A 21,404-nucleotide genomic window follows, 5' to 3' on the forward strand; every position below is an offset into this window, starting at 1 on the left:
GGCCCACCCGGCCCCGGCCCACCAAGCCCCGGCCCGTCGACTGACGGGCCGGGGCTTGGCCCGCCTGGACCCTGCCCGCCCAGCCCCTGGTCCACCGGAGCTCCGGCCCCACCAGGCCCCGGCCCGTCGACTGACGGGCCGGGGCCTGGCCCGTCTGGCCCCACCCCGCCAGGATGTGGACGTGGCCCCTGGTCCGCCTGGCCCTCGCCTGAGGGCCGGGTTGAGCCCCGCCCGTGATCCACTCGGTTTTCTTGAAGTCGTGCCATCCGCGTCGCTCGGATACCGCGTTATCAGGAAAACCGAGTGGATCACGCTGCAGGGACGAGCGGTGTTCGGTATCCGCACACCGCGACGGCCGCATCCGCGACAGCGACGGCCGTACACCGTCGTCCCCCGACGTCATCGCCATTCAACCTCGCGGCGGCCGACCTCGCCGTCGGCCCGACCTCGCCGTCGGCCCGACCTCGCCGTCGGCCCGACCTCGCCGTCGGCCCGACCTCGCCGTCGGCCCGACCTCGCCGTCGGCCCGACCTCGCCGTCGGCCCGACCTCGCCGCAGGCCACCCTGCGACAGACCGACCCCCGCACCACAAGGCCACCCCGCGACAGACCCCGCCGCACCAGGCCAACCCCGCGCCACACCAACCCCGCGCCACACCAACCCCGCGACAGACCCCCGCGACACCAGGGCCACCCCGTGACATCCGACCCCGCGACAGGCCCACGGCTCTCTGGTCCGGACGAGGCCCACCGAGCCGGCCCGAGCTAGGCCCGGGGGCAGAACCGGCCGCACCGCCAGTCGGCGTTTGTGCTGGTAGCAGCCTTCTTCTGCCAGCCCGGACGGGTTGATGACCCATGTCCGCCCTGCGCCTAATGTGTGGTTATCTCGGATCCGTCCGCATCGCGAAGATGGTTCTCATACGGTGGGGATCAGTTGGCTACAACCCATTTGTAGCCGGTCGTGGCGCCTCGGGCGGTGCGATCCCGTCTGTAGTAGGAAAGGGCGGAAGGCTCTGATGTCCAACGACGTAACGAGTACCGACGGCGGGGCGTCGACAGCTCCGCCGACACGACGAAGGCGGGCGCTCTGGGTCGCCGGTGTGGCCGGGTTGACCGGGGTGGTCGGCCTGGCGGCGCTCGGCGGCGTCGCCGCTCGAGACGACAAGCCGAAGTCCGACCAGGTGTCCGACGCGCAGCCGTCGACCAACCGGCAGAACGTCAGCGACGACGGCGGTGCGGACAAGAACGGCACCAAGGACGATGGCGGTCAGGACGACGAGTGGAGCGGCGGCGACTGGAGCGGCTTCGACGACCACCCCGGCAAGGACAGCAAAGACGGCAAGGACGGCAAGCACGACGAGAAGGACCGCGCCAAACAGGTCCCGTGCGACTCCGACAAGCTGATCCAGGCGATCACGTTCGCCAACGAGAACGGTGGCGTGTTGGAGCTGGCCAAGGGCTGCACCTACACCCTGACCCGCAACCAGGACGGCAACGGCCTCCCGTTGATCACCGAGCACATCACCCTGAAGGGTGAGCACACCACGATCGGACGGGATGCCACGGCGGACTACTTCCGCATCCTCAACGTCGGCGCCGGCGGCCACCTCACCCTCAAGGGGCTGAGCATCAGGGGTGGCCAGACCCTTCAGCCCTCGATGACCGCCGACCCGGCGACGGTCTGGGCGCCGTACTCGGCTGCGGTCCGCTCGACGGTGGCCAAGCCGCCGGCCACTGCCGCACCCGGGACCGAGTCACCGGCGGCAGCGGCGAAGCCCACGGCCACCGCCGCCAAACCGGCCGCGAAACCCGCCGCCAAGCCGGTCGCCAAGCCGGCCGCGAAGGCCACCACCAAGGCAGCACCCGCGAAAGCCACCACCAAGGCAGCACCAGCCAAGGCGACACCGACCAAGGCCGCTACGACAGCAAAGGCCGCCACGGCGACAGCCGCCAAGCCGGTAGCCGCACCGGCGAAGCCGACGGGTGCCGGGCCGGCGGTGACGCCACTGGTCGAACAGCCTGGGTCCACCGACGGCGCGGGGGTGCTGGTGCAGCCCGGTGGCCGCGCGGAGATCCTGGACAGCGAGTTGCTCTACAACCAGGCCGGCGGCAACGGCGGCGGGTTGGCCAACTTCGGCAACACCAGGCTCAGCAAGACGACGGTCGCGCACAACACCGCCTTCTTCTTCGGTGGCGGCATCTTCAACGCCGGCGTACTCCAGGTCGACGAGTCGAAGATCAAGGACAACACCGGGATCATCGGCGGCGGTGGCATCGCCAACGGCGCGCCGCGGATCTTCACCGAGGACGTCGACGGCGGCGCGGTCTGGGTCTACAAGAGCGAGGTCACCGACAACGAGACGCTCGGATTCGGCGGCGGTGTCCTGGACGTCGGGGGCACCACGACGTTGCACCAGACGACGGTCAGTGACAACACCGCGGTTCTCGCCGGTGGTGGCGTCGCGGTGGCCGACAGCCAGCTCACGCTCAAGGACGCCACGGTGGCCAAGAACAGCACCGCTGGCGTGGGTGGCGGCGTGGCGGTGGCTTTCGACAGCGTCGCGACGATCGAGGACAGCAGGATCAAGGACAACACCGCAGGGTTCTTCGGTGCCGGTCTCTACAACGACGACAGCGTCACCACGCTGCGCGACAGCGAGGTGGTGGGCAACCGGGCGGTCGGCCCGTTCGCTCGCGGTGGCGGCATCTTCAACACCGAGGGGAGCGAGGTCACGCTCCACCGGACGACGGTGGCGCACAACTTCTCCACCCTCCCGCCGGGGGGCATCTTCAACAGCCTCGGCGGCACCGTGACGCTTGACGACAAGTCCGCGGTCACTGCCAACCGTCCGACCAACTGCTTCAACGTTTCGGACTGCTTCGCCTGATCGGGTGGGGCTGATCCACATAGAGGGCGCGCCCCTCCGAGCCGGTGACGGTTCGGAGGGGCGTACCCATTTGGGCAGGTCACAGGGCGCTCGGCCGGCTTGGGCAGTGGTGTGTCGGTCCGGACCCCGGTGGGGGCAACATGAACCGAATGTGGGCTTCTCTCGGATAAGCCCGCGAGGCGAGGAACCTTCTCATACGGTGGTTTTGGGAGCTACAACCGATTTGTAGCAGGGGACGCCCGTCTGACGGCGGCGACCCTGTCTGGTACGAGGAGAGGGCAGAGAGCTCCGATGTCCAACTACCTAACGAACAACGAAGCCTCCGGGCGGGCGGCGGCCAAGCGTCGCCGCAAGCTCTGGCTCGCCAGTGGCGTGGCCGGTTTGACGGGCGTGATCAGTCTCGCGGCGGTGGGCGTCGCGGGCAGCGCCGGTGCGGTCGGCTTGAACTGGAACACCACGCAGGTCAGCAAGGACGGCGACCAGCGGGGTGACGAGGGGCGCGACTGGGAGGACAAGAACCAGGACGACAAGGGTCGCGACGACAAGGGCCGCGACAAGGACCACGAGCGCGGGAAGGAGGTGCCCTGCGACACCGACAAGCTGATTCAGGCGATCGTGTTCGCCAACAACAAGCACGGCGGTGTGCTGGAGCTGGCCAAGGGCTGCACCTACAACCTGAGCCGCAACGACTACGAGGGCAACGGCCTGCCGGTGATCACCGAGCGGATCACGCTCAAGGGCGAGCACACCACGATCGCTCGGGAAGCCACCGCTGACTACTTCCGGATCCTGAACGTCGGTGCCGGTGGTCACCTCACGATCAAGGGCCTGACCATCAAGGGTGGCCAGACCCTCGAGCTGTTCAACAGCGTCGAGCCAGCGGCCGTCTGGGCGTCCTACTCGGACTCGGAGGCGATCGCGGCTCAGGTGAAGGCGGGCGTTCCGCTGAACCAGGCGCTCACCGCCCGACAGGCCAACCCGAAGGCGGGCCTGAAGGCGGCACCCAAGGTGGCGGCCAAGGCCGCGCCGGCCGCTCAGGGCGGCGTCGTCACGCCGCTCGTCGAGTACCCGGATTCCACCGACGGTGCCGGCATCCTGGTCCAGCCGGGTGGCACCGCCGAGATCCTGGAGTCCGAGGTCGTCCTGAACCAGTCGGGCGGCAACGGTGGTGGTGTGGCCAACTTCGGCACCACGAAGATCTGGCACAGCACCGTCACCCGTAACACCGCCTTCTTCTTCGGTGGCGGCGTCTTCAACGCCGGCCTGCTCAAGGTCGAGGAGTCGAAGATCAAGGACAACACCGCCATCATCGGTGGTGGCGGTATCTCCAACGGCGCCGCGCCGATCTTCACCGACGACGTCAACGGCGGAACGGTCGAGCTCAAGAAGGCCGAGATCACCGACAACGAGACGCTGGGCTTCGGCGGCGGCTACCTCGACATCGAGGGCAACACCACGGCGTACGAGACCAAGTTCGTCTCGAACACCGCGGTCCTCGCTGGCGGCGGTATCGCTGCGGCGGACAGCCAGCTGAACCTGCACAACGTCTCGGTGGAGCGCAACAGCACCGCCGGTGTCGGTGGCGGTGTCGCCATCGCCTTCGGCAGCGCTGTCACGTTCGAGAAGAGCAGCATCAAGGACAACACCGCCGGCTTCTTCGGCGGCGGGCTCTTCAACACCCTGAGCGTCACCACGCTGCGCGACAGCGAGGTCGTCGGCAACCGGGCCATCGGCCCGATCGGGGTCGGCGGCGGCATCTTCAACATCTTCGGCGAGGTCAACCTGTCGAAGACGAAGGTCGCCCACAACTTCTCCACCTTCGAGCCGGGCGGTGTCTTCAGCTTCTTCGGAGACGTGAACGTGGACGACAAGTCCGCCATCACCGCGAACCGTCCGACCAACTGCCTGGCCATCCCGGGCGGCACCATCGAGAACTGCTTCGCCTGATCGATCACCCTTGGGTGACGATGACTCAGCACCCTCGGGTGACCACAGCGCAGCGCCAGCACCACCGGCCGGCCCCCTTCCGCGAGACGCGGAAGGGGGCCGGTTCACCGTCACTTCTGAACGAAGACCGCCACGCTGCGCGCCGGTACGGTGAACGTGCCGGCCGCCCGGTCGAACGAGGCGGTCCGCAGCGTCGGGTCGGCCGAGTCGACCAGCACCGGGTGCAGTGCCACGTCCGCTCCGCGCAGCCCGGTCACCGTCTGGGTGGCCGCCGACGGGGTGGCGTTGAAGACGACGGTCACCGACGTCCACGCACCGCCCAGCCCGCGGGCGTCCAGGGTCATGGTCAGCACACCAGGCGTCTCCTGGGCACCGGACAGCGGGAAGGCGACCCGCCGCTGCACCTGCTCGGCGGTGGCCAGCCCGAACACCGGCGACGACGCCCGGATGCGCAGCAACTCGGCGTACCGGGCGTCGGTCGTGTTGATCGCCCCGCAGTCCGGCACCAGCGCCGGGTCGGCCAGCAGCGGCTTCGCGTACGACCACTTGTCCTCGTTGTCGGGCGCGGGCGGCAGACCGGCGCCGAACCCGTTGCCCCGTTCACAGCCCCAGCGGATCTGGTTGAACCAGTCACCGGAGTTGTACGAGTTGCGGTCCAGCGACTTCGACCGCAGCCGCTCGGTGCCGGCGGTGACGAACCCGGTGCCCTGTCCCAGCAGCACAGTGCCCAGCGCCAGCACCTGCATCCGGGAGCGGTCCGCCGCCGTGGTGGCCTGCGGCAGTTTGTACGCCAACGCGTCGTACAGGATCTCGTTGTCGTGCGCGTCGGCGTAGGTGACGGCCTCCCCCGGCGTCGCGGTGTAGCCGGCCGGGGAGCCGTTGTAGTCGACCTGCGCCCCGGTGACCTGCCGCCCGGCGGTGTCGGTGAACCGGTAGTCGCGCAGGTTGCCGGTGAGCCCCACCTTGATCAGGTCGTGGGCGTGCAGCAGCCGGGCCTTCTGCTCGGCCGGTGAGCCGTTGACCGGGTCGCCGTTCGGGTCGGTGTAGAGCCCGGAGGCGAAGCCCTGCACCCGGGGGTTGGCGTCGAACGGTCCGCCGCCGCGCACCGCGTCGCGCAGCCGGTCGTTGAAGGTGCCGATGCCGGTGCCGGCCATGTTGGCCTGGGTGGCCTGCACGAAACGGGCGTCGTTGGCGACCTCGCCGAAGTTCCAGCCCTCGCCGTAGAGCAGGATCGACCGGCCGTCCACGCCGTCCCGGGCGACGGTCAACCGGTCCAGGGCCGCCCGGACGGCCAGGATGTTGGCCTTCGGGTGGTGACCCATCAGGTCGAAGCGGAAGCCGTCCACCTTGTACTGCCGGGCCCAGGTGACCAGCGAGTCGACCACCAGCTTGCCCATCATGGCGTGCTCGGGGGCGGTGTTGGCGCAGCAGGTGGAGTTGGCAACAGTGCCGTCGTCCAACAACCGGTGGTAGTAGCCGGGCACGATCTGGTCGAGCACCGACTTCGGGTCGGTGCCGGCCGCCGATGTGTGGTTGTAGACCACGTCCATCACCACCCGCAGCCCGGCGTCGTTCACCCCGGCGACCATCCGCCGGAACTCGGTGGTCCGCGCCGCGCCGGCCGGGTCGACGGCGTAGCCGCCCTCCGGGACGGTGTAGTGCAGCGGGTCGTACCCCCAGTTGTAGCCGTCGGTCTCGGCGACCGCCGCCACGCACTTCTGCTGCTCGGCGGAGTCTGGCGGCAGCGCGGCCAGGTCGCAGGCGGGCTGCCGCTGGTCGGCGCGCCGCTCGGGGATCGTCGCGAAGTCGAACGCCGGCAGCAGGTGCAGGTGGGTGACACCGGCGTCGCCGACCGCCCGCAGGTGGGTCATGCCGGCGGTCTTCGGGTCGGTGAACGCGAGGAACGTCCCCCGCCGCTCGGCCGGCACCGTCTCGTCGGCGATGGAGAAGTCCCGCACGGACAACTCGGTGATCTGCGCCTTCGCGGCCGGCACGGGCGCCGGTTTGCGCAGCGTGCGCCACCCGGGAGGGGCCAGCGCCGGGTCGTTGAGGTCGACGAGTTGGCTGTGCGTGGAGTCCGTGGCGAGGGCCACCGAGTACGGGTCGGTGACCGACGCGGTGACCATTTTCTGCGCTGCCGGCTGCCAGGCCCGCACCTCGTACCGGTAGAACTTGCCGGTCCAGGAGCGATCGCCGCGCACCGACCAGACGCCGGTGCGGTCGTCGCGGCGCATCGGCACCGTCCTCGGGGCGCTGGTGGTCGAGTCGAACAGCTGCAACGCCACGCTCCGGGCGGTGGGCGCCCACAGCGCGAGGCTCGGCGTCCGGCCCGCGAAGGTGGGCCCGAGGGTGGCGTCGGTCGCCCGGGAGTACACGTCGTCGAGCACGCCGGGGATCTGCACGCCGGTGGCGGCGAGCAGCGCACCCTCGGCGTCGCGCGCGGTGACCAGCAACTGCCCGCGCAACGCCGCCGGGACCTTGGCCAGGTCCGCCCGGTCCAGGGCGAAGCTACGGTACGACCACAGGTGCGGGAACCTGTCGCGTTGCGCCTCGGTGAGCCCGTTGCGCTGCGCCCGCAACGGCAGGCTGGTGTACGTGCCGGTCAGCTCGCCGTCGACCACGCTGACCCCACCGGTGGGCGCGGCGACCAGCGCGTACGTCCTGCCGTCGGTCGGGGGTGTCTGCCACGCCACTGTCGACCTGTCGATCCAGTGCGCCTTCTGCTTGCTGATGTCGGTGTCCCCGCTGGCGGTGGTGGCCGCCGACGGCAGCAGCCGGCCCGGTGTGGCGGCGAGCAGCCACACCTCCCGCCCGGCGCTGGCGAAGTCGAGCCGCTGGTCGTCGGGCAGGTCCTTGGTGTCGCCGTTGTGGATGATGTAGTTCAGGCCGGTGGCGCCGGCGGCCAGCGGCACCCGGAACACCGCCCCGAACGCGTCGACGGCGCTCGGCCGCAGCGGGGCGGACCACTCGGTCGGGTTGGCCGCGCCGTCCCACAGGTGCAGGCCCCAGCCGTCGTAGTTGCCGTCGGCCCGCCGGTAGTGCAGCACGGCGGTGCCCTCCTCGACCGGCGGGTCCGGTTCACCGGTGGCGGCCTGCCTGCTCGGGTAGATCGCCGGGTCGCCCTGCTTGAGCCAGATCTCCCCGGTCTGGCTGAGGTCGATGCTGCGGTCCTGCGCGACGTCCTTCGTGCCAGCCTTGTCGACGACCAGGAAGTTCACCGACGTCGCGCCCGGCTTGAGTTTCACCCAGGCGAACCGGCCGTAGGAGTCCTCCCCGGCGAACGGCTGCCCCTTGGGCCACTCGGTGACGTACGCCGGGTCGATGTCCCCCCAGGCGTACAGCCCCCAGTCGTCGTACCCGCCGGCCGGGCGTTGGTAGTGCACCACCGCCCACTCCCGGGAGCCGCCCTGCTCCGGGGTGCCGACGACTGCGGTGGACCGGGCGGTGGCGGTCCGGCCCCGACCGTCGCGGACCACCGCCTTGTACTCGACCCGGGTACCCCCGGCCAGGCCGGTCAGGTCGTGCTGCACGGTGTACGGGGCGTGGTCGGCGCTGCCCAGCAGCGTCCACCGGCCACCGGCCACCCGGGCCGCGACGGTGACGCTGGCCAGTGGATCACCGGTGACCCGGGCGGTGACCGCGGCCCGGGTGGCGACCGGCGTGTCCGGGATCGGGCTGGTGATGGTGATGGTCGGCTTGTCGGCGGCCGGTGCGATGGGGGTGCCGGCCCGGTACACGACGGCCGACAACGGCGGCACGGTGAGGGCCACTTCGCCGTCACCGTTGGCCCGCGCGTCGCCGGAGGCGCCGTAGATGCCGGTGAAGGTGGCGCCGGCCGACCAGGTGTCCACAGTGACAGTCTGCGCGGTGTCGGCGTTGTTCACGGCCACCACGTACTCGGTGCGGTCGGCCGGGGCGATCCGGGAGGCGGCGAAGACGCCCGGCCCGTCGGCCGCGTACCGGGTGACCTGCGCGCCGTCGCGCAGCGCCGGGTGGGCCTGGCGCAGCCGGCCCAGCTCGGCGATCGTCCGGTACAGCGGATGGGAGGTGTCGAACTGGTCGCTGGCGTGGGTGCGGTCGGTGCCGAGCAGGTCGTCGTCGAGGTAGTCGGGGGTCTTCGAGGCGAACATGTCCTGCCGGGCGTCCTTGTCTCCGCCCGGCCCGGTGAAGCCCTGCTCGTCGCCGGAGTAGACCACCGGCTGGCCACGGGTCAGGAACATCAACTGGTGGGCGAGCTGGTCGCGTCGGAGGTGGCTGGCCGCATCGGTGCCACCACCGGCGATGAACGAACCGATCCGGCCCATGTCGTGGTTACCGAGGAAGGTGGTCAACCGGCCCGCGTCGGTGTCCCGGGCGGCGTAGAGGTCGTCGCGGGCGTACACGTCGGCGAGCGCCTTGGCCGATCCGGCGCCCGCGGTGAAGCCCCGCGCGGCCTCCTGGAAGGCGAAGTCGAGGGTGGCCGGCAGGCCACCCTGGCGGACGTAGCTGGAGCTGATCTCCGGGTCGGCGCTGTACACCTCGCCGAACATGAAGAAGTCCTTCTTGCCGGCCTTCTCGGCGGCCCGTTGGATGCCCTGGCTGAACTGCGGCCAGAAGTCCATGTTGACGTGCTTCACGGTGTCCAACCGGAACCCGTCGACGCCGGTCGCGCCGATCCAGTCCCCGTACGCCTTGGTCAGGCCCCGGACCACCTCGGGACGCTCGGTCCACAGGTCGTCGAGGCCGAAGAAGTCGCCGTACTCGCTGTTCTCTCCGGCGAAGGTGGAGTCACCCCGGTTGTGGTACATGGTGGCGTCGTTGAGCCAGGCCGGGACCTTGACGCTCGCATCCTCCGGCTCGGCGAAGGTCGGCGTGTACGGGAAGGACTCCTTGTCGACCGGTGGGAACGCGCGGCTGCCGTCGGCGTAGTTGCGGTCCTCGAACGCCCGGCCTCGCGCGTCGGTGTACGGCGAGGTCGCCTTGTCCACGTACGCGTACTTGTCCTCGGCGTACTTGATGACGTCGGCGGTGTGGTTGACGATCACGTCGAGGTAGATCTTGATGCCGCGCTGGTGGGCGAGCCTGACCAGGCGCTTCATCTCCTGCATGGTGCCGAAGTGCGGGTCCACCTGGGTGAAGTCGGTGATCCAGTAGCCGTGGTAGCCGGCCGAGATGTCGTTGCCGGCACCCTGCACCGGCCGGTTCTTGAAGATCGGGGCGAGCCAGATGGCGGTGGTGCCCATCCCCTGGATGTAGTCCAGTTTGTCGATGACGCCCTTGAGGTCACCGCCGTGGTAGAAGCCCTTGTCGGTGGGGTCGAGGCCGGTGCGCAGCCGATCACCGGTGAGGCCACCGGTGTCGTTGCGGGGGTCTCCATTGGCGAACCGGTCCGGCAGGACGAAGTAGAACTGCTCGGCGCGGGCGGCGCTGCCGCCGGCCTTCAGCAGCGCGTCGGCGCTGGGTTCGTCGCGCCACTGGGTCGCGCCGACGACCGAGAGTGAGGCACGGTCGGACGGTTGAGGGCTCGCGGCGGCGGGCTGCACGGCGACCGGAGCGCCGGCGAGGGTGACGGTGAGCAGGGAGGTAAGGGCCAGCACTGCGGTACGCGGTCTCGGCGGGGGTTTCATCGACGCCTTCCTCTGGTCGCTGATGGCCGCACGCTAACCCTTGCCGAAACATTCTGCAATACCTTGCAAACGTGGTCGCAACAAAGCAGCAACCTTGCGAAATCGCCGCTCAGAGGCCGCCGCAGCGCACCCCGTCCACAGTGCACTCCCGTGGCGTGCTGGACGTCCGTTCCATGTGGAACCGCAGCGACACCGAACCGCCGGCCGACACCTCGACCCCGCTGACGTACGTGAAGCCGTCATCGCCCTGCCGGATCGTCCCCTGCGGGACGCCCTCCACCCAGGCGGTCACCAACCGTCCACCGGAGAACTCCAACCGCACCGTCCAGCCGCGGCTCTGGGCGGACGTGTTCACCATCGCCACCTCGCCGATGAAACCGCCGTCGAAGCTCTGCACCACCCGGTACCGCCCGGCCATCCCCGGCTGCCCCGGTGCCGCCCGGGTCGGCGACCGCGTCGCCGTCGGCCGCCCGGTCGCAGCGACCGTCGGAACTGCCGACGGTGAACCGGAACCGGCCGCGGCGCTCGGCGGCAGCCCGCTGGCCCGCCCGGACAACCCCGGCAGCACCGGCGCCGGAGACGGCACGGTGGACGGCACCGACGTGGGCACGCTCGGCGCCGCCGCCACGGACGGCAGCGGCAGCGCCGGCGGCTGCGCGCCGTCCGGCGCCGGGGTGCGTCCCCGGTACGCGCCCAGCGCCACGAAGAGCAGGACCACCATCACGACGACACCGGCACCCACCACGATCCAGGGCGACGATGCGATCGCGACCGGACCGTGCGGCGGACGCGGAGCACGGCGGCGCATGCCGGACATGTACCTCCCTCAGCGGATCGTCCGCGCAGCGTAGCGATCGGCGGCCCAGGCCGGAAAGCCTCGGCCACGCGGCGTAGCGATCGGCGCCCGGGCGGTAAGCCTCGGCCGTACGGCGTCGCCGGCCACCGACCCGGCTGCGGCTCAGCCGATCCGGCAGTCGACCCCGTTGATCGTGCACGTTCGCGGTCGCTGCGCCGACTCACCCAGGCCGACGCGCAGCCGCAGCGTCCGGGAGTCGCCCGGTTCCAGCGAACGGGTGCCGCGCACCACGAACTCGCCGTCCCCGCGCCCCCGTACCGAGACGCCCGAGTCGTCACCGACTCGCAGCGACCAGGTGTCGTCGTCGAACGCCAACTCCACCTGCCAGTCCACCGACCGGTTCGACGTGTTGGCGATCGACAGGATCGCCGACTCCCCGTTCCAGCCGTTCGTGCCGACCTGGTAGCGGGCGCTGACGGGGTCCTCCGCCGGTGTCGTCGGCGCGGACAGTACGCTCGTCCGCCCCGGCGTCGGCGAGCCGGTCACCGTGGGCCGCGGCGACGGGGACGGTGACCGACTGCTACGTGACGGTCGCGGCGACACCGAGCGCCGCTCCACAGCGGCCGGGGTCGGCCCGCCGGTGGTGGATGCTCCCGCCGGCACGGTCGGCAGGAACGCCGGAGGCGCTGCCTGCGGCCCGGCGTCGTGCTCCCTGCCCCGAAACGACAACAGCGCCACCACCAGGAGCACCACCAGCGCGCACACACCGAGCAGCACCACGATCCACGGCACCGACACCAACACCCGCGCCGCCCGCGAATCTGCCGCACCGTCCGGCCGCACCGCCATCAGGTCTCCCCTCGTCCCCCACCGACGCGACAGCGTAGCCAGCGCCACGCGGACCGGGAACCTGGCGGGTACGGATCGGACCGACCGGCCCCGGTCGGTCAACCCGTCCGGACGACCGTGCAGATCAGTGGCCCCTCATCGGAGGTACGCAACAGGTAGCGATACCGCTCCCCGGGCACCGACTGCCCCCGACTGTCCAGGAACTCCCACTCCACCGCCACCATCGTCAACAGCGCGGACACCGGCTGCACGTCCTCGATCCGGGCGTGGGCCGCGACCAGCTCCCGGTCCTGGTAGTCCGGCGCGGCGCCCACGAAGGACAGCGCCACCGCCGCCGCGGTGGTGAACGAGAAGCTGTACGTGTCGGCCACCACCAGCCCCGGCAGGGCGTAACAACCGGCGATGGCCGGCAGATCGCCGGAGGTCAGCGCCACGCCGTACCGGTCGAAGAAGTCGGCCAACGTGTCAAGATCCGTGGAGGCGTTCACGGTCACAGCAATTGCCGGTCACCGCCCGGGTCAAACCTCAGCGCGGCGGCACCCGTACCTCGATCTCCGACCCCAACCGGGCGTCGGCGGCCAGACCGAGGTCGTCACCACTCCAGAACCGCCCCGGGTCGTACCAGTTCGGACGCCGCCCCGCCGGCAGCAACCCCATGGCCTCGTAGGTCACCGCCACCACCTCGGCGCAGTACGCCGTCTCCAGCGCCCGGTCCCGCTCGCCCGCCGATCCGGCCGGACTGGCCGGGCTAGCCGGGGTCGCCTGGTCCCGCTCACCCGCCGATCCGGCCGGGCCGGCAGGGATCGCCGGGGTCGCCGGGTTTCGCCGAGGTGCTGGCCGGCCGGGCAGGGGCAGCGTCGGCACCCGACCACGCACCCAGCGCCACGCCAGCTGCGCTGTCGACGGGAACGGTGTGCCGTCCAACCGCGCGATCGTCCGCAGCACCGCCCGTTCCATCTCCCCGTCGGCGGGCGGGTCGAGCTGTCGCAGCCAGGCCCGTTGGCCGTACCGGTTGGCCCACACGCAGACCGCGTCCCGCAGGTCGTGCAGCTGCACGCCGCGCTGGTGGGTGCCCGACCACAGGTCCGGCAACGACCTGCCCAGCTCCGCGTGCCACATCAGCGGCGGCATGTCGTCCAACACCACCGCCATCCCGACGTGGTTCACCGGGCTGTTGGTGGTGAACTGGATGGCCCGGTCCGGCACGCTGCGACCCCGGAAAACCCACACGTCACCGGTGCGGGTCAACTCGACGGCCTCGTCCAGGCTGATGCTCATGAGGGACTAGCCTAGGCCGATGCGGCAACGAATGCGGTGGTGGAAGGTTCTCGGGCTGGCCGGGCTCGCCGGCGTCGCGGCCTCCGGTGTGGTCATCGCGCGGGCCGAACGGCGTCGGCGCGCGTACACCCCGGAGGAGATCCGGCAGCGACTCCTGGAGCGGCACGCCCAGGCCAACGACGCGGCGAAGCCCGCCGACCCCGCCTGACCGACCGTCCCCTGTAGAGAATCGGCGGGGCAACCCGGCGGGCCACCCGGCGACCAACCGACTTGGGCAAACGGGCGAACAACCCGGCGAACGACCCGACGAACGACCCGGGCAGACAGCCGACCCCGGGCAGACAGCCGACCCGGGCAGACAGCCGACCCGGGCAGACAGCCGACCCGGGCGAACGGGCGGACGGCCCGGCGGGCGAACGGGGCCGCGGCGTGACCCAAGGGTGGGACCGGGTCCGGCCAAGTCGCCCGGTTCCGTCAGGCACTGTCTCCCCGCCTCGGCCCCGGTCGAGCGGGCGCAAATGGCGCAGACGGGCGTGATCCACTCGGCTTTCATGAAGTCGGGGCTTCCCGGGCCCCGGGACAGCGCGGTTTTCAGGAACCCGAGTCGATCATCCCGTTCGTCCGTCATGTCGGGGCATCCCGGCGAGCACCGGTGTCCGGTTTAGGTGGGAGTGTCGGGTAGTCGGGGCCACCCCGCGCGTGGAATCGGGGGCCGGGCGGGGTCGTTATACCTGGCAGACCACCGCGCCCCCGGCCCGGTGGAGAGCAGCCGCCGGGAACACCCGCCCGGCCACCCCGGTTACACCCCCGGCACGCCCGAGCAGGTCCCCCCGGATCGCCGGCGTCGCCACGAACCTCCCCGCACGGCCACACCCCCCCCGCGTTCAGTGCCGTGCGGTTTCCCCCGATGCAGAGGAGCACGCCATCATGCGTACCGATCTGATTCGTAAGACCGCCCTGACCGCCGCCGGTCTCGCCTTCACCGGCGGTGCCATCGCCGGCCCCGTCACCACCGCTTTCGCCGCCCCGAACACCAGCAAGCCGGCGTCGCAGACCCAGACCGACCGCAAGCCCGCCGGTGAGCGTCAGCTCGGCGTGCGCTACGAAGCCCAGCCGAACTTCTACTACTGCGGCCCCGCCGCCGCCCGTAACGCCCTGTCCGTGCAGGGCAAGGACATCAGCGTCGACGCCATGGCCAAGGAGATGGGCACCACCGAGGCCGGCACCAACTCCATCAACGACATCACCCCCGTGCTGAACAAGGAGACCGGTAAGAACGACGCCTACCGGTCGGTGGAGATCTCCAGCCCGGACGCGGATGACAAGCAGACCGACCAGCTGCGCGCCGACGTTGTGAAGACCGTCGACGACGGCCGGGCCGTGGTCGCCAACATCGCCGGCACCACCACCGACACCGACGGTGGTATCCACTCCTTCGAGGGCGGGCACTACATCAGCGTCGTCGGCTACCGCGATGGCGGGAACGTGGTGAAGATCGCCGACTCCGCCAACCCGGACACCGCCTCCTACTGGATCACCGTCGAGCACCTCGCGGACTGGATCGCCACCCGCGGCTACGCCACCAGCTGACCCACACCACACCACACCACACCACACCAACACACAGCACCCCAGCACACAGCTGAAGGGCCGGACCCCACCACGGGGCCGGCCCTTCAGCATGTCCAGAGGTCAGCGCCAGAGGTCAGTGCTCGTCGCCCGCGCGGACGGGGTCGACACGGACCGGGTCGACACGGACCGGACCGAGGTCGGGGGCCACCCCAGCCGACCGACCGCCCGAGGCCACCCCAGCCAACCGACCGCCCGGGGCCACCGCAGCCGTCGGACCGTCGGCGGCAACCTCGGCCACTTCCGGGCCACTGCCGGCGTCGGCCGGGCCCCTACCGGCGTCGGCCGCCTCGATGCGGTGAGCGCGTCGGCGTAGCCACCAGGTGCTGCCGAGCCCGGCGAGCACCGCGAGGACCAGCCCGGCCCAGGAGATGTCCTTCAGCCAGTGTTCGGCCGCGCGACCCACCGAGTAGAGCAGGTACGTCGTGCCGAAGGCCCAGACCAACCCGCCGGCGGCGTTGGCCACCAGGAAGCGGCGGTACGGCACGTGCAGCGCCCCGGCGAGCGGCCCGGCCAGGATCCTCAGCAGTGCCACGAACCGACCGAAGAAGACCGCCCAGACGCCGTGCCGCGCGAAGCTCTGTTCGGCGCGGGCGAGTTGCGCCGGGCCCAGGTGTTTGGGGAAGCGCCTGCCCAGCCGGACGAGCAGCGGACGGCCGCCGCGTCTGCCGATGGCGTACCCGATGGAGTCGCCGACGATGGCGCCGAACGCCGCCGCGGTGGCCACCCACTCCGGTTCCACCACGCCGGTGGCGGCGAGCAGTGCGGAGCTGACCAGGACGATTTCGCCGGGCAGGGGGACGCCCATGCTCTCCACGCCGATCACTGCGGCGACGAGCAGGTAGACCACGCCTGGAGGCAGCGCCGAGAGCCAGTGCTGAACGTCGATCACTCGGCACCCCTTCCGATCGGTTCCCGACCCTACCCCGCCGGTCTGTCGGCGCGGTGCGGTCGTGGGCCCGCCGGGTCGGTACGCCGGGTTGCACATATAGCAAGACGGACGTACGGTTTTGTTGGAAGCGGAATCGGCGGTAAGTGTCACCTAACCTCGGCGGCACCCCGACCGGTGCGACAGACTGCTCAGGACTACTCACGGTCGCTGGTGTGAAGGAGTACGACGTGGCGAGCCTCGACACCTTCGGTGCGAAGACCCAGCTACGCGTCGGAGACGCGAGCTACGAGATTTTCAAGATCGACAAGGTGGACGGCCACGCCCGGTTGCCGTACAGCCTGAAGATCCTGCTGGAGAACCTGCTGCGGACCGAGGACGGCGCGAACATCACCGCCGACCACATCCGCCAGCTCGGCGGGTGGGACTCCACCGCCGCCCCGAGCGTGGAGATCCAGTTCACCCCGGCACGGGTGCTGATGCAGGACTTCACCGGTGTGCCCTGCGTGGTCGACCTGGCCACCATGCGCGAGGCCGTCCGCGAGCTGGGCGGCGACGCCAGCAAGGTCAACCCCCTCGCCCCCGCCGAGCTGGTCATCGACCACTCGGTCATCGCCGACCTGTTCGGCCGCGAGGACGCGTTCGCCCGCAACGTCGAGCTGGAGTACGAGCGCAACAAGGAGCGCTACCAGTTCCTGCGCTGGGGCCAGACCGCGTTCAACGAGTTCAAGGTCGTCCCGCCGGGCACCGGCATCGTGCACCAGGTCAACATCGAGTACCTGGCCCGCACGATCATGGAGCGGGGCGGCCAGGCGTACCCGGACACCGTCGTCGGCACCGACTCGCACACCACCATGGTCAACGGCCTGGGCGTGCTGGGCTGGGGCGTCGGCGGCATCGAGGCCGAGGCCGCGATGCTCGGCCAGCCGGTCAGCATGCTGATCCCCCGTGTGGTGGGCTTCAAGCTGCACGGCGAGATGCCGGCCGGCACCACCGCCACCGACCTGGTGCTGACCATCACCGAGATGCTGCGCAAGCACGGTGTGGTCGGCAAGTTCGTCGAGTTCTACGGCCCGGGCGTGAGCGCCGTGCCGCTGGCCAACCGGGCCACCATCGGCAACATGTCCCCGGAGTACGGCTCCACCGTGGCGATCTTCCCGATCGACGGTGAGACCATCCGCTACCTGGAGCTGACCGGCCGCGACGCCGCGCAGGTCGCGCTCGTCGAGGCGTACGCCAAGGAGCAGGGCCTCTGGCACGACCCGGACGCCGAGCCGGAGTACTCCGAGCGCCTGGAGCTGGATCTCAGCACCATCGAGCCGTCGCTCGCCGGCCCGAAGCGCCCGCAGGACCGGGTGCCGTTGGGCGCGGCGAAGACGCTGTTCCGTTCCGCGTTGACCGACTACGTGGCCGACGACTCCACCAACGAGCGTGACCTCAAGCCGGGTGTCCCCCGCGAGGAGCTGCCGCGCGGCGCCAATGGCCCGGCCGACGAGGCCAGCGCCGAGTCGTTCCCGGCCAGCGACCCGCCGGCCAACGAGTTCAGCGACCCGGCCGACGAGCCGCGTGACCTGGAGACGGCGGCGGTCGGCGCGGGTGGCCGGGCCACCAACCCGGTCCGGGTCACCGGCGCCGACGGCGTCGAGTACGAGCTGGACCACGGCGCCGTGGTGATCGCCGCGATCACGTCCTGCACCAACACGTCCAACCCGCAGGTGATGATCGGTGCCGCGCTGCTGGCCCGCAACGCCGTGGAGAAGGGCCTGAGCCGCAAGCCGTGGGTGAAGACCACCCTGGCCCCGGGCTCGAAGGTCGTCATGGACTACTACGAGCGGGCCGGCCTCACGCCGTACCTGGACAAGCTCGGCTTCAACCTGGTCGGCTACGGCTGCACCACCTGCATCGGCAACTCGGGCCCGCTGCCCGAGGAGGTGTCCGCCGCGGTCAACGAGCACGACCTGTCGGTGGTCTCGGTGCTCTCCGGCAACCGGAACTTCGAGGGCCGGATCAACCCGGACGTCAAGATGAACTACCTGGCGTCGCCGCCGCTGGTTGTCGCGTACGCCCTGGCCGGCACGATGGACATCGACCTGGCCAACGAGCCGATCGGTGAGGACTCCGAGGGCAACCCGGTGTACCTGCGGGAGATCTGGCCGAACAGCGCCGAGATTCAGGACGTCATCGCCCAGGCGATCGGCGCCACCGGGTTCAGCGCCGCGTACTCGGACGTCTTCGCCGGTGACGAGCGCTGGCAGTCGCTGCCCACCCCGACCGGCGACACGTTCGCCTGGGCGGACGACTCCACCTACGTGCGCAAGCCCCCGTACTTCGAGGGCATGCAGCAGGAGCCGAGCCCGGTCGTCGACATCTCCGCCGCCCGGGTGCTGGCCAAGCTGGGTGACTCGGTGACCACCGACCACATCTCGCCGGCCGGTGCGATCAAGGCGGACTCCCCGGCCGGCACGTACCTGGCCGAGCACGGCGTGCCGCGCCACGAGTTCAACTCGTACGGTTCCCGCCGGGGTAACCACGAGGTGATGATCCGGGGCACCTTCGCCAACATCCGGCTGCGCAACCAGCTGGTTCCGGGGGTGGAGGGCGGCTTCACCGTCAACCACCTCACCGGCGAGCAGACCTCGATCTACGACGCCTCGATGGCCTACCAGGAGGCCGGCATCCCGCTGGTCATCCTGGCCGGCAAGGAGTACGGCTCGGGTTCGTCGCGGGACTGGGCGGCCAAGGGCACGATGCTGCTGGGCGTCCGGGCGGTCATCGCCGAGTCGTACGAGCGGATCCACCGCTCCAACCTGATCGGCATGGGCGTGCTGCCGCTGCAGTTCCCGGTGGACGTCACCGCCGAGTCGCTCGGCCTGACCGGCACCGAGACGTTCAGCATCACCGGGGTGACCGCGCTCAACGACGGTGAGACCCCGCGCACGGTGACTGTCACCACCGACACCGGCGTCGAGTTCGAGGCTGTGGTGCGGATCGACACCCCGGGCGAGGCGGACTACTACCGGCACGGCGGCATCCTGCAGTTCGTGCTGCGCCGCATGATCGCCAGCTGACGTACCGATGTCACCAGGCTCCCTTCCGCCCTTCGGCGGGAGGGAGCCTGCGTCGTTCCCGTCCCGACACCCCGCCCCGGGCTAACCTCTTAGCTAAGGAGGTGTCATGGTGGCCGGTGAAGCTGCGGCACAGTTCAACATCCACGATGCGAAGACGAACCTGTCACGCATCATCGAACGGGTCGAGCACGGCGAGGAAATCGTGATCTGTCGGGCCGGTAACCCGGTTGCCAAAGTCATTCCTCTTCGTCGTACGACACGCACTGGTCGCGGCTCTCTGCGCGGTGCGCTGGATCTCACCGGAGACTGGGATTCCGACGAGGTCAACGACGAGGTTGCTCGCGACTTCGGGCTGTCCGGATGAGGCTCTTGCTCGACACGCACGTGGTGCTCTGGTGGTTGACCGACGACCCGGGGCTCGCCACGGACGTCAAGGACCGCATCGACGCCGAACCCGATGTGTATCTGAGCCCGGTCACGCTGTGGGAGGTCGCGATCAAACAGTCGCTGGGCAAGTTGGCCGGCCCTGCCGACCTCGCCGAACGGATTCGTGACGCCGAACTGCGGGAACTCCCGATCCTCCACGATCACGCCATCGCGGCTGGTCGGCTGCCGGCGATCCACCGGGACCCTTTCGACCGGATGCTTGTCGCGCAGGCCCTGCACGAGGGGCTGACCCTGGTCACCCGGAACGACCGCATCCACAAGTACGACGTACCGATCCTTGTGGCGTGACTGTCAACCTCGCGGATGAGGTCGTCGGCCCGGTCGACCAGGGCCTCGCGGTCTGGACCCGATTCCTGGTGCTGGCCGGGCCCGGCTGGACCCCACCGGCCTACCCGGCCAGTTCGTCAGCCCGGCCGAGCAGGGCACGGCGCTCGGCGGTCGAGCCGACCGCCGCCGCCGCCTCCCGGAACAGGCTGGCCGCGCGCAACCGGTCACCCTGCCGGGCCACCAGGTCGGCCTCCACCGCCACGGCGAGCGGATAGCCGCCCAGTCCGCCCCCGGCTCGTGCCGCGTCGAGCAGGGCCAGCCCCACGGCCGGCCCGTACGCGTACCCGTGCGCTACCGCGCGGTTGAGCGCGATCACCGGCGAGGGGCGGAGGTCGGCCAGCGCGTCGTAGGCCCGCGCGATCGTCGGCCAGTCGGTGTCGTCGACCGAGACGGCGGTGGCGTGGCAGGCGGCGATCCGGGCCTGCCACGCGTACGGCCCGTCGTGGCGTACCCGATCGAGGGTGGCCAGGCCCTCGGCGATGGCGGCGCGGTCCCACCGGTCGCGGTCCTGCCGGTGCAGGGTGAGCAGGGTGCCGGCGGCGTCGCGGCGGGCATCCCGACGGGAGTGGTGGAACAGGAACAGCGCCAGCAGCGCGGCGACCTCGGACTGCTCGGGCATCAGCCGGTCGAGCAGCCGGGCCAGCCGGACCGCCTCGTCGGCGAACGCCGGTTCGCCGTCGGCGACGTAGCCCCGGGTGAACAGCAGGTACAGCACGGCGAGGACGCCGGGTAGTCGCTCGGTCAGCGCCGGCCCGCTCGGCACCCGGTACGGGATGCCCGCCTGGGTGATGCGGGTGCGGGCCCGGGTCAACCGGCGGGTCATCGTCGACTCGCTGACCAGCAGGAGGCGGGCGATGTCGGCGGTCGGCACGCCGCAGACCGTTCGCAACGTCAACGCCACCCGGGCCTCGATCGCGAGCGCCGGATGGCAGCAGGTGAAGATGAGCCGCAGCCGGTCGTCCACCACGTCCTGGCCCACCTCCGGCTCCGGCGACGCCTCATCCGGCGTGAGCAACGCCAGGTCGTGCAGCTTGCGTCGTTCCACGGTGGCGCGGCGCAGCACGTCGATCGCCCGGTTACGCGCCACCGTCATCAGCCAGCCGCCCGGGTTGGCGGGCACACCGTCGGCGGGCCAGCGCTCCAGCGCGGCGGTCAACGACTCCTGGGCACAGTCCTCGGCCAACGACCAGTCCCCGGTCACCCGGATCAGGGTCGCGACGATCCGGGGGTACGCCTCGACGCGGGGGCCCGCGCCGGCCGCCGCCGCGCCGGCGGGGGCCTGGGTAGGCATCGGCCGGCGCGGCGAGGTGAACATCGTCGTCAGTCGGGTAGGTCCGCGAACGGGCGCAGTTCCAGCCGCCCCTCGCGGGCCATCGGGTGCGTGCGGGCCACCTCGATCGCCTCGTCCAGGTCGGCGCAGTCGAGCAGGTCGAAGCCCACGATCACCTCGGCGGTCTCCGCGAACGGGCCCTCGGAGACGAGCAGTTCACCGCCGCGAACCCGGACGGTGGTGGCCGCGCTGGTCGGCGCCAGCGCGTCGCCGGTCAGGCGGCGACCCCGTGAGTCGTTCTCCGCTACCCACTTGTGGATGTCGGGCAACTCGGTGGGGTCGGTGTCCGGCTCGGCGTCGCTGCACACGAACATCATGAACTTCATCTGGTCGCTCCCTTGTTTCTCGGGG

15 protein-coding genes are annotated in these 21,404 nt (G+C 70.8%); 7 read left to right on the top strand and 8 right to left on the bottom strand.

Annotated features, from left to right (window positions below; translation table 11 throughout):
* The first annotated feature begins 1,015 nt into the window (after positions 1-1,015).
* Together KBX26_RS27385 and KBX26_RS27390 are read left to right on the top strand one after the other, a co-directional pair.
* Complete coding sequence (locus KBX26_RS27385) at positions 1,016-2,887, top strand: hypothetical protein (protein ID WP_210866716.1); 1,872 nt, start codon at positions 1,016-1,018, stop codon at positions 2,885-2,887.
* Between the two features lie 291 nt (positions 2,888-3,178).
* The gene (locus KBX26_RS27390) at positions 3,179-4,834 is read left to right on the top strand and encodes a hypothetical protein (RefSeq protein WP_210866717.1); all 1,656 of its coding nucleotides are present in this window, start codon (positions 3,179-3,181) and stop codon (positions 4,832-4,834) included.
* A gap of 110 nt (positions 4,835-4,944) precedes the next feature.
* On the opposite strand, the gene pulA is transcribed toward KBX26_RS27390, so the two are convergent.
* The 5 genes from pulA to KBX26_RS27415 form a co-directional block, all read right to left on the bottom strand.
* Positions 4,945-10,440, bottom strand: coding sequence for a pullulanase-type alpha-1,6-glucosidase (gene pulA, locus KBX26_RS27395; protein WP_210866718.1), 5,496 nt, complete (start codon positions 10,438-10,440; stop codon positions 4,945-4,947).
* A 109-nt stretch (positions 10,441-10,549) separates the two neighbouring features.
* On the bottom strand, positions 10,550-11,257 hold the full coding sequence (locus KBX26_RS27400) for a cellulose binding domain-containing protein (protein ID WP_210866719.1): 708 nt from the start codon (positions 11,255-11,257) through the stop codon (positions 10,550-10,552).
* A 141-nt stretch (positions 11,258-11,398) separates the two neighbouring features.
* The gene (locus tag KBX26_RS27405; RefSeq protein WP_210866720.1) at positions 11,399-12,085 is read right to left on the bottom strand and encodes a hypothetical protein; all 687 of its coding nucleotides are present in this window, start codon (positions 12,083-12,085) and stop codon (positions 11,399-11,401) included.
* A 98-nt stretch (positions 12,086-12,183) separates the two neighbouring features.
* A complete protein-coding gene (locus KBX26_RS27410) occupies positions 12,184-12,573 on the bottom strand; it encodes a hypothetical protein (protein ID WP_030337824.1) in 390 nt (129 codons plus the stop codon).
* 37 nt (positions 12,574-12,610) lie between these two features.
* Positions 12,611-13,363 carry a hypothetical protein gene (locus tag KBX26_RS27415; protein ID WP_210866721.1) on the bottom strand — a complete coding sequence of 251 codons (753 nt, stop codon included), beginning with the start codon at positions 13,361-13,363 and terminating at the stop codon, positions 12,611-12,613.
* A gap of 19 nt (positions 13,364-13,382) precedes the next feature.
* Between KBX26_RS27415 and KBX26_RS27420 the strand changes: the two genes are divergently transcribed.
* Together KBX26_RS27420 and KBX26_RS27425 are read left to right on the top strand one after the other, a co-directional pair.
* A complete protein-coding gene (locus tag KBX26_RS27420; RefSeq protein ID WP_036412665.1) occupies positions 13,383-13,571 on the top strand; it encodes a hypothetical protein in 189 nt (62 codons plus the stop codon).
* A gap of 719 nt (positions 13,572-14,290) precedes the next feature.
* On the top strand, positions 14,291-14,953 hold the full coding sequence (locus KBX26_RS27425) for a C39 family peptidase (RefSeq protein WP_210866722.1): 663 nt from the start codon (positions 14,291-14,293) through the stop codon (positions 14,951-14,953).
* A gap of 115 nt (positions 14,954-15,068) precedes the next feature.
* On the opposite strand, the gene KBX26_RS27430 is transcribed toward KBX26_RS27425, so the two are convergent.
* The gene (locus KBX26_RS27430) at positions 15,069-15,884 is read right to left on the bottom strand and encodes a DedA family protein (RefSeq protein WP_307857920.1); all 816 of its coding nucleotides are present in this window, start codon (positions 15,882-15,884) and stop codon (positions 15,069-15,071) included.
* 212 nt (positions 15,885-16,096) lie between these two features.
* On the opposite strand from KBX26_RS27430, the gene KBX26_RS27435 reads away from it, so the two are divergent.
* From KBX26_RS27435 to KBX26_RS27445, 3 genes are all read left to right on the top strand, one after another.
* Positions 16,097-18,949, top strand: coding sequence for an aconitate hydratase (locus KBX26_RS27435; RefSeq protein WP_210866723.1), 2,853 nt, complete (start codon positions 16,097-16,099; stop codon positions 18,947-18,949).
* A gap of 106 nt (positions 18,950-19,055) precedes the next feature.
* The gene (locus KBX26_RS27440) at positions 19,056-19,313 is read left to right on the top strand and encodes a type II toxin-antitoxin system Phd/YefM family antitoxin (protein ID WP_210866724.1); all 258 of its coding nucleotides are present in this window, start codon (positions 19,056-19,058) and stop codon (positions 19,311-19,313) included.
* Positions 19,310-19,684 (top strand): type II toxin-antitoxin system VapC family toxin, encoded by a 375-nt coding sequence (locus KBX26_RS27445; RefSeq protein ID WP_210866725.1) that lies wholly within the window; start codon positions 19,310-19,312, stop codon positions 19,682-19,684. The genes KBX26_RS27440 and KBX26_RS27445 overlap by 4 nt, the downstream gene beginning before the upstream one ends.
* A 100-nt stretch (positions 19,685-19,784) precedes the next feature.
* Here the strand turns inward: KBX26_RS27445 and KBX26_RS27450 are convergent, their stop codons facing one another.
* Together KBX26_RS27450 and KBX26_RS27455 are read right to left on the bottom strand one after the other, a co-directional pair.
* Positions 19,785-21,038, bottom strand: coding sequence for an RNA polymerase sigma factor (locus KBX26_RS27450; protein WP_374224335.1), 1,254 nt, complete (start codon positions 21,036-21,038; stop codon positions 19,785-19,787).
* A 5-nt stretch (positions 21,039-21,043) separates the two neighbouring features.
* Complete coding sequence (locus KBX26_RS27455; RefSeq protein WP_030337264.1) at positions 21,044-21,379, bottom strand: YciI family protein; 336 nt, start codon at positions 21,377-21,379, stop codon at positions 21,044-21,046.
* Positions 21,380-21,404: the final 25 nt, after the last annotated feature.

Source organism: Micromonospora sp. C97 (assembly GCF_018070385.1).
Classification (GTDB): domain Bacteria; phylum Actinomycetota; class Actinomycetes; order Mycobacteriales; family Micromonosporaceae; genus Micromonospora; species Micromonospora parva.